Raw genomic sequence first — 12,955 nt, forward strand, 5'->3', positions numbered from 1 at the left:
GCGACGCGCTGGCGCATCAGATGCAGCGAATGCCACATTGGGTGCGTGCGATGCACCCAATGTGGCATTGGGGTGCGACCGGCTTGATCGCGCGGGCGCGCCGGTGCCCTCAAGAGCGGTCCGGCCTGGCTGGTTCGAGCGGTGCCGGGTGAGCCGCGGCACGGTAGTAGTCCCGCCAGATGAGCCGGTGCAGCGGCACGAGCCGGGGTATCGAACGCAGGCCCGGGATGAACGGCAGCAGGATCAGGGCCAGCGTCAGGACCAGCATGATGAGCCAGACCTGGGCGTCGGCGTTGGGGGAGGACGAGAACGGCGGGATCTGGTACCAGAACGTGTACAGCCACATCCACGGCTGGCCGGGATAGTTCCCGACCTCGTTCATCATGCCCCACTGCCGGCCGCCGAGGTTGCTCGCGTTGGCGCGATCCTCGAGGTAGGCGCCGTCGGCCAGGAGCAGCAAGCCGCGGGTCGCGTCGCCGCCGTAGAACGTGCCCGAGGAGTCCAGGGAGCCCTCCAGCCCGCCGGAACGCGCCAGGTCGAGGAATTTCGCGCTGAGGACGGGCACTGGGCCGTAGTCGCCGGGTTTCACCGCTGCCGGGCTGCCGTCCGGGGCAGCGGCGAGCGCGGTCACATAGGCGTTGCTCCATGCCGACTGCGCGGTAGCCGATGCGCTGTTCCACTGGGACAGTGCGGCGGTCAGTGCGGCGTCGCTCCGGATGCGGTTCAGCGGCGTCAGCACGAGATCGTTCGCGGGGTCGACCGGGATGGTCACGCCTGCCCAGTGCTGAGGCGCGAACGGACCGACCTGTTGCCCCGAGCCGGCGGTGTTGTAGGGAGCGCCATAGCCGGCGCTCGTGGTGGTGCCGGCCAGTTCGCCGGCCGCGGTGGCGACGACGTCGGCGGGCGCGTTGTTCGCCCAGTCGGCCATGGTGATCGGTTTCTCGTCCGGCGAAGAGAAGACCGCGGCCAGCGCGACGGCCAGGACCGTCACGACGACCAGTGCGATGGTGAATTCCCGGACCAGGTCGTACGGCCGGGTGGGGAAGTCGTGGGAGTCGGGAGTGGCAGCGCGGCGGGAGCGGGCGGACATGGCGGTCACCGGCTCTCGGACAGGTCGGCGGCGGCCTGCTCGGGGTCGCCGGCCGGCTCGTCGTGCGCCGGCGGGTTCGCGTCGAGGGGCGGCACCACGCCGTGCCGGCGCACGAGGACCAGGTGCGCCACGGTGAGCAGTCCGACCGCGAACGGCAGCAGCGCGACGTGCCAGAGCAGCATCTGTCCCGGGTTCAGAGTGTTGAAGAACGAACCGATGCCCACCGAGTTGAGCCCGTCCTTGGCCTGGGTGCTGATCCACTGGGAGTCGAAATCGGTCTGCGACAGATAGCCGGTGAAAGCCGTCCCGATCGAGCCGACGAATGCGATGGCGCCGGTGATCCAGGTCAGCGCCCGCCGGCCGCGCCATGCCGCCATGAAGAACTTGCCCCAGAGGTGGATCACCATGGTGGCGAAGAACAGTTCGACGCTCCACAGGTGCACCGAGTTCACGAAGTGGCCTAGACCGGACACGTGCCACCAGGTGATGCCGCCGAGGGTGAGAACCAGACCGGAGGCCAGCACGACCAGGAACGAGGCGAGAGTCGCGACGCCGAAGACGTAGGTCCAGGACGACACGTACACCGGCTGCCGATCAGGCAGCCATTGTCCCGGGGGGACGGCCCGCCCGAGCCGCTTCCGCAGCCCGACGGTCCAGTTGCCGCGTGCGCCGTCCTCGGCGGCCGCGGTCATCGGCCTTCCCCTCGGTCCCGGCCGTGCCGCCCAGGGAACGGGATCAGCAAAGCCAGCGCGAACACGACCAGCATGATCGCGATGATCAGCAAGTTGGCCAGGGAGATCTGGATGACGCCCCAGTGCAAGTAGGTCCCGCTCATGGTATTCACCTCCGCCTCACGGTGCGCTGGCCGGCTACCCGCCGGGAGGGTCTAAATCCTCTGCCGCGAAGGCCGATGGTCATCGGGGCAGATCAGCACGGCAGGTGCTCGGTGTCCCCGGACGTGCGCCGGGCGATCGAGGTGCCGAGCAGCGCGTAGGGCAATGCCCCGCCGAGTGCGGCGTGCAGGCCCGCCGCTCTGCGGACCGGTCCGTGAAGGGCCCGTTGGGGGAATCTAATTCCCTCAAGGGGCCCTTCACGGACCAGCGGCGGCGCGAGCTGCGGAAGAAGGGAGTCTGAGCTGGCTTACGCTCAAGGCCGGGTCGGCGGGACAACGGCCACTGGGCAGGCGGCGTGATAGATCAGGGCTTGGCTGGTGGATCCCAGAAGCAGGCCGCGGAAACCGCCTCGGCCGCGGGAGCCGACCACTGCCAGCTGAGCGTGCTGAGTCTGTTCGAGCAAGGTGCGCGCCGGGCGATGGCGCGTGATCACCAGCTCGACCGGCACGTCCGGATGGTCCGCTTGGCACGGGGCGAGCCACTCGCTCACCAGTGCCTGCTGCTCCTGCCGGATCGCCTCCCAGTCCGCACTGTCGCTGGGCCAGGCCGGCCTCGGCAGCGACGTGTCCAGGCAGGTGTGGACCGCCACGAGCGGAACGCCGCGCGAGGAGGCGGCCCGGAACGCGAACGGGATCGCCGCCGCGCTGACGGCCGATCCGTCGACGCCGACGACTACCGGGCCCTCTCCCGGCGGTTCGGTGTCCGGATCGGCGCTGCGCACCACGACGATCGGGCATTTTCCGTGGCTGGCGACGGCCACCGCGGTCGAGCCCGCGGCCAAGCCGGTGAAGCCGCCCAGTCCCCGCGAGCCCAGCACCACCAGTTCGGCTGCCTCGGAACGCGCGATCAGCTGCTCCGCGCCCCAGCCGCCGACCAGGTCGGTGCTCACCCGGACCTCGGGCGCGGTTTCGCGGGCCGCCGCCGTCGCCGCCGCGAGCCACTCATGGCCGTACCGCAGTTGCGCCTCATGGTGGGCAGGCAGCAGCGCCTGGGCGTACGGCACCGCCATCGGCACCAGGGCGCAGGCGTGCACAAGCACCAGGGGGCGGTCCCGCCGGACCGCCTCGTGCGCGGCCCAGCGCACCGCGCGGGTCGCCGCGGCCGAACCGTCCACCCCCGCCACCAGCGGCTTGACAGCCGATTCGGTCATGGCCACTCCCTCCGAGCCGTCGTCGGATGACCGGCCCCAGACTCCGCGGACCGTCGTCGCCGGGCCGTTGCGGCTCCGCGGTAAACGATCACCCCGACAATGGCCGGTCCGCTCGCCCGCCGGCCAGAGCCCTCGTGCCCGCCCGCCGAGGGCGTTGGTCCTCGCCTGGACCCGCCTGCCGTCCGATGCCCAAAGTCGCCGTCCGGAGGACACAATTTCCCTAGCCGTGCGACGTCCGGCCGCCCGACGCTTCTGCTGGGTGACGCTGCGGAGGACCGATGGCCACGGAGGACGAAACCAGGAGCGAGGCCGTACGGCGGCGCGAGCAACGGGGCTGGGTCTGGTACGACTGGGCCAACTCGGTGTTCCCGACTTCGGTCACGACCGTTTTCGGAGCGCTGTACCTGACCGCGGTGGCCGCCGAGGCGGCGCGGCGCGACACCGCGCTCAACGGCCCCGATCCGTGTCCTGCCGACGCCGCCGGCAATCGCGACAAGCTGCACCACTGTGCGATCGGAGTGTTCGGGCTGCATTTCCCGGCGGGTTCGCTGTGGGGCTACCTCCTTTCGGCCGCCACGGTGATCCAGGTGCTGGTGCTGCCGATCATGGCGGCGGTCGCCGACCGCACCCGCGCGAAACGGCGGATGCTGGCCGGGTTCGCGTTCGGCGGCGCCGCGGCGACCGCACTGATGGCCTTCGTCGCCGGCACCGACTGGCAGCTCGGCGTGGTCCTGTTCGTCCTCGGGAACATCGGCTACGGGACGTCCGTGGTGATCTACTATTCGTTCTTGCCCGAGATCGCCACCGCCGACGAGCGGGACGGGGTGTCCACCCGCGGCTGGGCGTTCGGCTACCTGGGCGGCGGGCTGGCGTTGGCGATGCAGCTCGCCGTGTACGTCTTTCACGACTCGCTCGGCCTGAGCACGGCCAACTCCGCGCAGATCGCCTTCGCGACCTCTGGGCTCTGGTGGGGGTTGTTCACCCTCGTCCCGTTGCGGGCCTTGCGCGGCCGCTCGGCGCCCCCGTCCCGCCGCGGCGGCTCCCCGGTCCTCACCGCCGGTTTCCGGGAGCTGGGCGGCACTCTGCGGGCGGCGAAGGCTTTCCCGCTGACCCTGGCGTTCCTCGGCACCTATCTGGTGTACACCGACGGGATTTCCACCGTGACCAACGTTTCCGCGCAATACGGGAGCGAACAGCTGCGGTTCTCCGACACGGTGCTGATCACCACGATCCTGGTGGTCCAGTTCGTCGCGTTCGCCGGCGGGATGCTGCACGGCGTCCTCGCCCGGCGGCTCGGCGCCAAGAAGACGATCATGCTCAGCCTGGCCGTCTGGGTGCTCGTGGTCACGTCGGCCTATTTCGTCCAGCCCGGCGCGCTGGTGCAGTACCTTCTGCTGGCCGCGGGAATCGGGCTGGTGCTCGGCGGCACGAACGCGCTGTCGCGGTCGCTGTTCAGCCAGATGATCCCGGCTGGCCGGGAAGCGCAGTACTTCTCGGTTTACGAGGTCGGCGAACGGGCGACGTCGTGGCTGGGCCCGCTCCTGTTCGCCGCAACGGCGCAAGCCACCGGTTCCTACCGGTACGCGATCATTTCGCTGGTCGTGTTCTTCGTCGCGGGCCTGGTGCTGATGTCGCTGGTGCCGGTCCGGCGGGCGATCCGGGCCGTGGGCAACAAAGAGCCCAACGTGCTGTGAGCGGCACCCGGGCAAGGCGGCGCTAACTGGTCATCCGGCCAGGTCCCGGCGGCGAAACCCCAGCACCGCCACGACGACCAGCACGGCGACGGTGACCACCGCGGTCAGGATCGCCGGTGCCGAAATGCCGTTCCGGAGCGGGTCGTGCCCGAGGTACTGGAAGAACGGGGAGAACTTCTGGGCGGGTTTCAGCCAGGACACCACCGGGGCAAGGCCGTTCAGCACATACGCCACGACGGCGACCACCGCCGGGATCGCCCGGCTGGCTCCTCCGTGTCCGGTCAGCCCGCCGATCGCGGCGGCGAGCGCACCGAAGACGAGCGCCAGCAACGTCAGGTGGAGCATCGCGGCCGCGACATTGCCGACCGGCAGGTCCAGCCCGGCCAGCCGGCCCTCGAGCACCAACGCCAGCCCCGTGGCCAGGCCGAGCAGCGCCGTGCCCACGACGAGCGCGCCGAACTTTTCGAGCACGACCCGGGTCCGGCTGACCGGGTTGGCCATGAGCAGTTCGAGGGTGTGCCGGTCCTCCTCGCCCGCGACTCCGGCCGCACCGGTGGTGATCGCGTAGATCAGCAGCAGCATCGGTCCCATGAAGGAAAGCAGTTCGACCTGCACGTAACCGGTCGGCGTGGACATGTCCGCACCCGACGAGGCGAACAGCGCGCGCATCGCCTCGGGCATGTTCTGCAGGAACTGGCTCATCGACGGCTGGTCGCGGATGCTGGGCCACAGCGCCGCGTACATGGCCACGAGCAGAACCAAGCTCACGGTCCAGGCGAGCAGCCCGCGCCGCTGGTCGTGCAGGGTCTTGAGCAGGATGTCACGCAACATCGCCGGCACCCGGTCCGTAGTAGGTCAGGAAGGTTTCTTCGAGATCGGCCTCGACGCACTCGAAATCGACCAGCTGGTGCTGCGCGATCTGCTTCACCAGCGCGTCCAGGGCAGGCTCGGGCGCGCTGCAGGTGAGCACGCGGCCGGCGACGGCGACGTCGCGCACGTCCGGCACCTGGGCGAACGCGGTCGCCGGCACCTCGTCGGCGAACCGGGCGCGAACGTGGTGCAAGGATTTCGCCCGCAGTTCGTCGACTCGGTCCACCGCGACCAGCCGCCCGGCCCGCAGCACCCCGATCCGGTCCGCCACCCGCTGGACCTCGGCCAGCACGTGCGAGGAGAACAGCACGCTGCCGCCGGCGGCGGTGTGCTCGCGCAGCAACGCGTGAAACTCGTTCTGCACCAAGGGGTCCAGGCCGCTGCTCGGTTCGTCGAGGATGAGCACGCGGGGCGCGGACATCAGCGCGAGGACCACCGCCAGCTTCTGCCGGTTGCCTTTCGAGAGCGACCGCGCCGGCCGGCCCAGATCGAGATCGAGCCGATCAGCCAAGGCGGCCGCGCGTTTCCCGTCCGGGTCACCGCGCAGGCCCCCGAAGTAGGCAACGTGCTGGCGGCCGGTCAGCCGGTCGTACAGTCGCGTCTCGCCCGGCAGGTACCCGACGACCCGGTGCACCGCCACCGCGTCGCGCCAAGAATCCATCCCGAGCACCTCGGCCCGGCCGGCGGTGGGCCGGATCATGCCCGTCAGCAGACGCAGCGTGGTCGTCTTCCCGGCGCCGTTGGGCCCCAGGTAGCCGAACACCTCGCCCAAGGCGATCTCGAAGCTCGCCTCGCGCAAGGCCAAGGTCCGGCCGAACGTCTTGGTGAGCCCATCGACTCGGATTGCGGATTCGGCAGCCATCGCCCCAGGATCGCCCCGACCGCACCGGGCTCGTAGAGAATCTCGGCCCCGGTGCCGGGGCGAAGGTCCTCGGCCCGGCGGTGGCACCCGCCCGCCGGTCTCAGCGCCCGCTCATCCGGGCACCGGCGACCGCTGCCTGACCGTAACTGATGCCACCGTCGTTCATCGGGACACGTTCGCCGGCGAGCGCGCGCAGGCCGGTCGCGGCCAGACCGTCGAGAACCTGCGCGGTCAGCAGGGCGCTCTGGAACACGCTGCCGCCGAGACAGACCACGTCGACGCCCAGCGAGGCCGCCGCTTTGGCCGCGAGCGTGACCACGACCTCGGCTACCGTGCGGTGGAACCGGGCGGCGACCTCGCCGCTCGGCGAGTCTCGCGCGGACCGCAGCGCGTCGCACAAGGTGGGCACGGGGTCGTAGACCCACAGGCCGTCCTGTTCGTGCAGTTCCCAATCCAGCGGCGTGCGTGCTTCGTGGCCGGCCGCGGCCGTTTCGAGCCGGGCAGCCGCTTCGCCCGGATAGCTGTTGTCGTCGCAAAGACCGAGGAACGCGCTCGCGGCATCGAAGAGCTGGCCGGCGCTGGATGCCCTGGGACAGTTCAGATTCCGCGCGATCGCGGTCCGCGCGAACCAGCGCTCGCGATCGTCGAGCCGGGACAGCAGCGCACCGGCGAGGCGCTGCGGGATCGAGGCACCGAACGACTCGGCGCCGTAGAGGTATCCCAGCGCCATCCTGGCCGGGCGGTGCACTGCCGCGGCACCGCCCGGGAGCGGGGCCGTCGCGAAGCGGCCGAACCGGCGGAAATCCCGATGATCGGCGATCAGCACCTCGCCGCCCCAGAACGTCCCGTCGGAACCGAGTCCGAGACCGTCGAGGGCGATGCCGACGAACGGGCCGGTCACGCCGTGCTCGGCGGCGGTAGCCGCGACGTGCGCGTGGTGGTGCTGCACCGCGATCCGGCGTTCTTCGGGCCAGCGGCGTGCGTACTGTGTGGACCGGTAGCCGGGGTGCAGGTCGTGTGCGCACCACGACGGCTCGGTTTCGTGCCATCGGACCAGATCCCCCGCGGCGCGTTCGAAAGCGGCGAACGCCTCGCTGGTCTCCAAGTCGCCGGTGGGCGGCCCGAGATGCGCCAACCGGCCTCGGGCGAGCGTGCACGTGTGCTCCGACTGCGCGCCGAGCGCCAAGAGCGGTTCAAGCGCGGCGACCGGCAGGGGGAGTGCGGCGGGCGCGTACCCCCGGGCGCGGCGCAGCGTAGTGGTTCGGCTGGAGCGGGTGCGCACGACGGAATCGTCGTGGCGAGACCAAATTGGCCGGTCGTGGCTGAGGACGCCGTCGGTGATCGGCCCGAGCGTCGCGCGCGCGTCGGTGTCGTCCACGACGATCGGCCCGCCGGAACGGCTGCCGCTCGTGACGACGAGCGGCCGGGAGAGGTCGGCCAGGAGCAGGTGATGCAGCGGCGTCGTGGCGAGGAATACGCCCACCTCGTCCACCCCGGGTGCGACCCCCTCGGCGAGCGGAGCGTCGGCCCGGCGGGGGAGCAGCACGATCGGCGCGGCGGCCGACGTCAGCGTTTCGGCGCCAACGGCGTCCATCACGGACAGCCGACGGGCGCCGGCGAGACCGTCGGCGAGGACGGCGAGCGGTTCGGCCGGTCGCTCCGTGCCCCGGCGGAGCCTGCGCACCGCGGACTCGTCGGCGGCGTCACAGACGAGCTGGTAACCCCCGAGCCCCTTCACCGCGACGATCCCGCCGCCGGCGACGACCGCGCAGGCGGCGGCGAGCGCTGCTTCGCCCCGAGAGCGGTCCGGCCAGCTCAGCTGCGGGCCGCAAGCGGGGCAGGCGATCGGTTCGGCGCGGAACCGCCGGCCGGCCGGGTCCTCGTACTCCGCGGCGCAGGCAGGGCAGAGCGGGAACGATCCCATGGCGGTGCGGGACCGGTCGTAGGGCAGCCGCGACAGGATCGTCGCCCGGGGACCGCACGCGGTGCAGGACAGAAACGGGTAGCGGTACCGGCGGTCGGCAGGGTCGAAGAGTTCGCGGGCGCAGGCCGGGCACGTCGCCAGGTCGGCGGGCACCTCGCCGTCGCGGCCCGCGGTGCTCGCCGCGACCAGGAAGCCAGGCGCGAGGAGATCTCGGGGCGAGAGTGCGGTGACGTCGACCGCGGTGATCCGCGTGTGCGGCGGCGCGGACTGCGTGAGGCTCGCGACGAGGTCGCGGACGCGGTCGCCCGCCGCGCGGATCACGACGGCACCGCCGGCGTTGCGCACGTCGCCGCTGAGCCCGAGTTCGGAGGCCAAGCGCTGGACGAACGGCCGGAACCCCAATCCCTGCACCGTGCCGCGCACTTCGATCCGCACCCGGTGGTCGTTCGGGGTGTCCGCCATGCTGACCTCCCACCGCGTACTCCGGGCGTCACGGTCTCTCCGCCGGCTCTGTGCGGACAGAGCAGGAAGTACTGGCGGCGGAGTCTTTGGTCCCTTGCTCAGGGACATCGATGACCTTCGGCCCTAGCCCCACGCCCGAACCGCCCCAATGTGGCATTGGGTGCATCGCACGCATCCAATGTGGCATTCGTTGCATCTGACGCACCCAATGCCACATTGGGGCGCGGCGGGACTTGCTGGAACTTCAGCGGCTTCGTTGCTGTCACTGGGGCTTCTCGTCCGCGGGCGGGCCGCCGGGCTCGGCGGGGCTGATCGCCAGCTTCAGGTAGTGCTTGATGGGCGTGCGCTTCAGGATTCGCGCGTGTGCGGGCGGGAGCTGAGGGAGCGCGACCGCCGCGTCGATGATCTCCGGCGCGCTCACCTGCCAGGTTTCGCCGTGGAATTCGAGCGTGGCGTTTCCGGCGGCGCGGACATTGAGCAGCCAATCGGTCCGCGTTCCGTACGGCAGCGCGATGATGAAGCCGGTCTCCACCCGGTCGACGGTCACCGGGGTGGCGTAAGCGGTGCCAGTGCGGCGCCCAGTGTGACGGATCACCGCGAGCCCGAAACGCCCTCCGGCGAACCGCATCACCGCCGGGTTAAGAACGTGCTTGTTGAACGAGCGGATGGCCTCGCTGCCGTTATGCCGCAGGGCCGTCGCCCGAAGTCGGTCTCTCGCGGACATCGGATCCTCCCATTCTCGGATTGTCCCGTCCACGATCGGACCGGCACCGGCCTCCGAACAGGAGGCCAAAGGCCTGTCCAATCGGGACTTCCGGGCCTTCGGACAGTCGATTCGCTCAGTCGGTTTCCGGTTGCTGCCAGGCTCTTCCGGCCCGCTGGGCGGCGATGCGCACCTCGTCGCCGTGCTCCTGCCAATTCTGGTCGGCCGGATCATGGTCGCCGGTCCAGCCGGGGCGAACGGCCTCGGCGCGGCCGCCGTCCGGCAGTGGTTGTCCAGTTGTTCGCGTCATGGTTCCTCCATCGCCTGCGCGGCGCGCTCGCGCCCGGATGCCCGGTGCGAGTGCGCCGGAGCTGGCTGCGAGCCAGGTGCGGCGACTGCTCGCCGCACCTGGAACCTCGCATCTGGCAAGACACCCGGCCTCGCCGCCTACGACTGGCCGACAGTGATCGCGCCGTCCGACGCGTTCCAGCTGATCCAGCCGTGCTGGAAGTCGTTGCGCCTGCCGCCGGGGATTCCGTATTCGCTGCTCGTCGGATAGCCGAGGAACGACCGTTCCCAGCCCATTGATGCCCACTTGGCGCGGATGGCGCCGTAAATGGCCTGGGCACCGGTGTCCGGTGTCCAGTAGATCGACGCGCCGCCGGTTCCGGTGAAGTGGTTGTAGCGGCCGACGCCGTCGGGGGTGCCGGTTTCATCAGTGGTGGGGTAGCCGAGGACGGACCGTTCCCAGCCCATCGATGCCCACTTGGCGCGGATGGCGCCGTAGATGGCTTGCGCGCCGGTGTTGGGCGTCCAGTAGATGGAGGCACCGCCGGGTCGGGAGAAGTGGTTGTAGCGGCCGACGCCGTCGGGGGTGCCGGTTTCATCAGTGGTGGGGTAGCCGAGGACCGATCGTTCCCAGCCCATCGATGCCCACTTAGCCCGGATGTCCCCGTAGATCGCGTGCGCGCCGGTGTCCGGTGTGAAGTAGATGGAAGAGCCGCCGGTTCCGGTGAAGTGGTTGTAGCGGCCGACGCCGTCGGGGGTGCCGGTTTCGTCGGTGGTGGGGTAGCCGAGGACGGACCGTTCCCAGCCCATCGATGCCCACTTGGCCCGGATGGCGCCGTAGATCGCGTGCGCGCCGGTGTTGGGCGTCCAGTAGATGGAGGCACCGTCAGGCCGGGAGAAGTGGTTGTAGCGCCCGACGCCGTCCGGGGTGCCGGTTTCGTCGGTGGTCGGGTAGCCGAGCGCTGACGCCGGGCCGCCCAACTGCAGGTACTTCGCCAGGATGTCGGCGTGTACTGCGTGCGCTCCGCTGGCCTGCGTCCAGTAGATGGCGCCGTACTGGTAGTCCTGCGCTTTGCCGCCGCTGGTCGGCACGTACTCGCTGCCCACCGGTTTCCCGAGGTAGCTGTTCGCGCCGCCGAGCTCGTTGTAGTGCGCGACGATCGGATCCGCCGCCGTTGCCGGGAGCTGGTCCATCAGGCTTTCCAGCGCGCTGCTGATCTGGTCCGGGGGAGCGGACGTGACAAGGTAGTGCTGCGGTTTGACGGTCGCGGTGTCCCACTTGTCGCCGCCGTCCGAGGCCACCTTGACCGAGCCGGGGTCGGGGTTGTCGGCGAAAAGCCCGCTGTGCCCCATGCCCGCGTCGTACATCGCGATGGGGTCCCAGCTGTTCATGCTCGCGCCGGCGCCGATCATCCGTTCGTAGGCGACCCGCACCGGGTTGGTCGTGGGCGTGCCGCCGAGCCCGGCACCGGTCGAGACGGCGGCGCCGACCTCGTAGCCTTCGAACTCGGCCGGCACTGTCGTCGGCCAGTTGTTGACGACCTGGGTGGCGGCGGACGCGTCGGCCTTCCAGTTGTACTCCGGTCCGTCGGTCGCGTTGCTGGCCGGGAACTGCCCGCCCATCATGGTGAGCGACTTGACCTTCTGCGCGATCAGGTGCATGCCGTCCAGCGGACTGTAGGCGTCCGCCGGGGAGTTCATCAGGTTCGCCAGGTTCGTTTCGAGCCCGATCGCGACGATCACCACGCTGTGGTCGGCGGCACCGGCCAGCAGTTTCCGGTACAGCGCGACCGCCTCGGGCGCGGTGTTGCCGTCGGTGATCTGCGTCGGGAAATTCTGCGCGAGATACTTCGCGTAGTCCTGGCTCGCCACGTCACCGGCGGCAGGCTTGATGCTGCCGACCGGGATGTTTCCGTGACCGTAGTAGGTGTTGATCGCGGAAACGGCGGGAGCGCCCCATTTGCTCGGGTAATTCACCATCACCCCGAGAAGGTTCACCTGGCCGTTGTCCTGCATGGCGTTGGCGATGGCGAGCGCGCCCGCGTCGTCGGCACTGCCGTAGATGTCGGTGTCCACGATCATCGGCACCGCCGCCGTTGACGCGCCGGGCGTCGCCGCCTTGGGCGCCGCGGGCGGCGTGGCGGGCTTCGTCACCGAAGGCGCCGGCTGGGTGGCCGTTATCTTGGGCGGCGCGGGTTCCCACGGTTGCTTGTTCGTCGGCGGCGGCGGGGAACCGGTCGCCGCCGAGATCGGCTGCCCGGAGGTGAGGGCGGCGGTGACGGCTCCGGCCGTCAGCACCGAAATCGCGGACAGTGTGCAGAACCGGGACCATCCCCCGGGTTTCCTCTTCATGGAACGCTCCTCCCGACCCGCTGGCGAATCCGTCGCGATACCGATATCGGGAAAGCGGGCCGGGGTGCTACAGCATTCGAGTTTCCGCGCTATTTCCGTGATCTGCGGAAAACAACTTTCGATCGCGGCCAAGGGCGCGCCGAAACCGCGCACGCCGTTTCGGCGGCGCGTTTCAGCGGCCGGCCGCGGTGCGGGCGGAAGGAGGGGTCAGCGGGGGTTCAGCGGCGCAGGAGGCGGAGCATTCTGGCTAGGAGCCCGGGTCCGCGGAAGCGGTGGCACTCGCCAGCCGGGCATAGGGCGCACTCGGTGCCGCCGCGATAATGCGCATGAGCTTCGCGAGGGTGTCCGCAGCGGCACAGGTCGCGCCCTGCCGTGGGGGAGCTGATGGCGGCCCTCCAGATGTCCCGGTGTCGCGGTCAGCATAACCCAGCGCCTCAGCTGACCGCGTTCACGACGCGGAGCACCGCGGCGGCGACAAGGAGGACGGTCACGAGGACGCCGGAGAGATCGAGCCAGCGCACCAGATGGGAGCCGGCGGGCCGGATGCCGCGGTCGCCGGCGGCCCGCTCCGCCACCACGGTACGGACGAGGACCAGCACGACGAACGCGCCGGACAGGAGCACTAGCAGCAGGACCAGTACCGAGTCGATCATCAGTGCCCCCTCCT

The 12,955-nt window shown here is 70.4% G+C and carries 12 protein-coding genes; 1 reads left to right on the plus strand and 11 read right to left on the minus strand.

The features are described 5' to 3' along the window. Positions 1-109: 109 nt before the first annotated feature. From AMYBE_RS0108755 to AMYBE_RS0108770, 4 genes are all read right to left on the minus strand, one after another. Positions 110-1,090, minus strand: a complete 981-nt coding sequence (locus AMYBE_RS0108755; RefSeq protein WP_034286863.1) for a hypothetical protein — start codon at positions 1,088-1,090, stop codon at positions 110-112. A gap of 5 nt (positions 1,091-1,095) precedes the next feature. Next, positions 1,096-1,782, minus strand: a complete 687-nt coding sequence (locus AMYBE_RS41155) for a cytochrome b N-terminal domain-containing protein (protein WP_020658990.1) — start codon at positions 1,780-1,782, stop codon at positions 1,096-1,098. Next, on the minus strand, positions 1,779-1,925 hold the full coding sequence (locus AMYBE_RS44695) for a hypothetical protein (RefSeq protein WP_020658991.1): 147 nt from the start codon (positions 1,923-1,925) through the stop codon (positions 1,779-1,781). The genes AMYBE_RS41155 and AMYBE_RS44695 overlap by 4 nt, the downstream gene beginning before the upstream one ends. Before the next feature lie 311 nt (positions 1,926-2,236). Next, positions 2,237-3,133 carry a universal stress protein gene (locus AMYBE_RS0108770; RefSeq protein ID WP_020658992.1) on the minus strand — a complete coding sequence of 299 codons (897 nt, stop codon included), beginning with the start codon at positions 3,131-3,133 and terminating at the stop codon, positions 2,237-2,239. Between the two features lie 278 nt (positions 3,134-3,411). Between AMYBE_RS0108770 and AMYBE_RS0108775 the strand changes: the two genes are divergently transcribed. Next, a complete protein-coding gene (locus tag AMYBE_RS0108775; protein WP_020658993.1) occupies positions 3,412-4,827 on the plus strand; it encodes an MFS transporter in 1,416 nt (471 codons plus the stop codon). A gap of 30 nt (positions 4,828-4,857) precedes the next feature. Here the strand turns inward: AMYBE_RS0108775 and AMYBE_RS0108780 are convergent, their stop codons facing one another. The 7 genes from AMYBE_RS0108780 to AMYBE_RS0108810 form a co-directional block, all read right to left on the minus strand. Continuing rightward, complete coding sequence (locus tag AMYBE_RS0108780) at positions 4,858-5,658, minus strand: ABC transporter permease subunit (protein WP_027927495.1); 801 nt, start codon at positions 5,656-5,658, stop codon at positions 4,858-4,860. Next, positions 5,648-6,559, minus strand: a complete 912-nt coding sequence (locus AMYBE_RS0108785; protein ID WP_020658995.1) for an ABC transporter ATP-binding protein — start codon at positions 6,557-6,559, stop codon at positions 5,648-5,650. The genes AMYBE_RS0108780 and AMYBE_RS0108785 overlap by 11 nt, the downstream gene beginning before the upstream one ends. A gap of 100 nt (positions 6,560-6,659) precedes the next feature. Next, positions 6,660-8,945 carry a carbamoyltransferase HypF gene (gene hypF, locus AMYBE_RS0108790; protein WP_020658996.1) on the minus strand — a complete coding sequence of 762 codons (2,286 nt, stop codon included), beginning with the start codon at positions 8,943-8,945 and terminating at the stop codon, positions 6,660-6,662. Between the two features lie 262 nt (positions 8,946-9,207). After that, entirely contained in the window at positions 9,208-9,669 is a 462-nt protein-coding gene (locus tag AMYBE_RS0108795; protein WP_020658997.1) for a nitroreductase family deazaflavin-dependent oxidoreductase, read from the minus strand. Positions 9,670-9,784: 115 nt separating this feature from the next. Continuing rightward, entirely contained in the window at positions 9,785-9,958 is a 174-nt protein-coding gene (locus tag AMYBE_RS44700; RefSeq protein WP_020658998.1) for a hypothetical protein, read from the minus strand. Positions 9,959-10,095: 137 nt separating this feature from the next. Continuing rightward, entirely contained in the window at positions 10,096-12,288 is a 2,193-nt protein-coding gene (locus AMYBE_RS43280; protein ID WP_020658999.1) for a nucleoside hydrolase, read from the minus strand. 434 nt (positions 12,289-12,722) lie between these two features. Beyond that, the gene (locus AMYBE_RS0108810; RefSeq protein ID WP_020659000.1) at positions 12,723-12,941 is read right to left on the minus strand and encodes a hypothetical protein; all 219 of its coding nucleotides are present in this window, start codon (positions 12,939-12,941) and stop codon (positions 12,723-12,725) included. Positions 12,942-12,955: the final 14 nt, after the last annotated feature.

Origin of the sequence: Amycolatopsis benzoatilytica AK 16/65, assembly GCF_000383915.1 — a bacterium.
Classification (GTDB): Bacteria; Actinomycetota; Actinomycetes; order Mycobacteriales; family Pseudonocardiaceae; genus Amycolatopsis; species Amycolatopsis benzoatilytica.

Excerpts from the sequence above, each read along its gene's own strand:
- AMYBE_RS0108785 (WP_020658995.1), bottom strand. The coding sequence starts at position 6,559 with ATGGCTGCCGAATCCGCAATCCGAGTCGATGGGCTCACCAAGACGTTC.
- AMYBE_RS43280 (WP_020658999.1), bottom strand. The coding sequence starts at position 12,288 with ATGAAGAGGAAACCCGGGGGATGGTCCCGGTTCTGCACACTGTCCGCG.
- AMYBE_RS0108795 (WP_020658997.1), bottom strand. The coding sequence starts at position 9,669 with ATGTCCGCGAGAGACCGACTTCGGGCGACGGCCCTGCGGCATAACGGC.
- AMYBE_RS0108755 (WP_034286863.1), bottom strand. The coding sequence starts at position 1,090 with ATGTCCGCCCGCTCCCGCCGCGCTGCCACTCCCGACTCCCACGACTTC.
- AMYBE_RS0108780 (WP_027927495.1), bottom strand. The coding sequence starts at position 5,658 with ATGTTGCGTGACATCCTGCTCAAGACCCTGCACGACCAGCGGCGCGGG.
- AMYBE_RS0108810 (WP_020659000.1), bottom strand. The coding sequence starts at position 12,941 with ATGATCGACTCGGTACTGGTCCTGCTGCTAGTGCTCCTGTCCGGCGCG.
- AMYBE_RS44700 (WP_020658998.1), bottom strand. The coding sequence starts at position 9,958 with ATGACGCGAACAACTGGACAACCACTGCCGGACGGCGGCCGCGCCGAG.
- AMYBE_RS0108775 (WP_020658993.1), top strand. The coding sequence starts at position 3,412 with ATGGCCACGGAGGACGAAACCAGGAGCGAGGCCGTACGGCGGCGCGAG.
- AMYBE_RS44695 (WP_020658991.1), bottom strand. The coding sequence starts at position 1,925 with ATGAGCGGGACCTACTTGCACTGGGGCGTCATCCAGATCTCCCTGGCC.
- hypF (WP_020658996.1), bottom strand. The coding sequence starts at position 8,945 with ATGGCGGACACCCCGAACGACCACCGGGTGCGGATCGAAGTGCGCGGC.
- AMYBE_RS41155 (WP_020658990.1), bottom strand. The coding sequence starts at position 1,782 with ATGACCGCGGCCGCCGAGGACGGCGCACGCGGCAACTGGACCGTCGGG.
- AMYBE_RS0108770 (WP_020658992.1), bottom strand. The coding sequence starts at position 3,133 with ATGACCGAATCGGCTGTCAAGCCGCTGGTGGCGGGGGTGGACGGTTCG.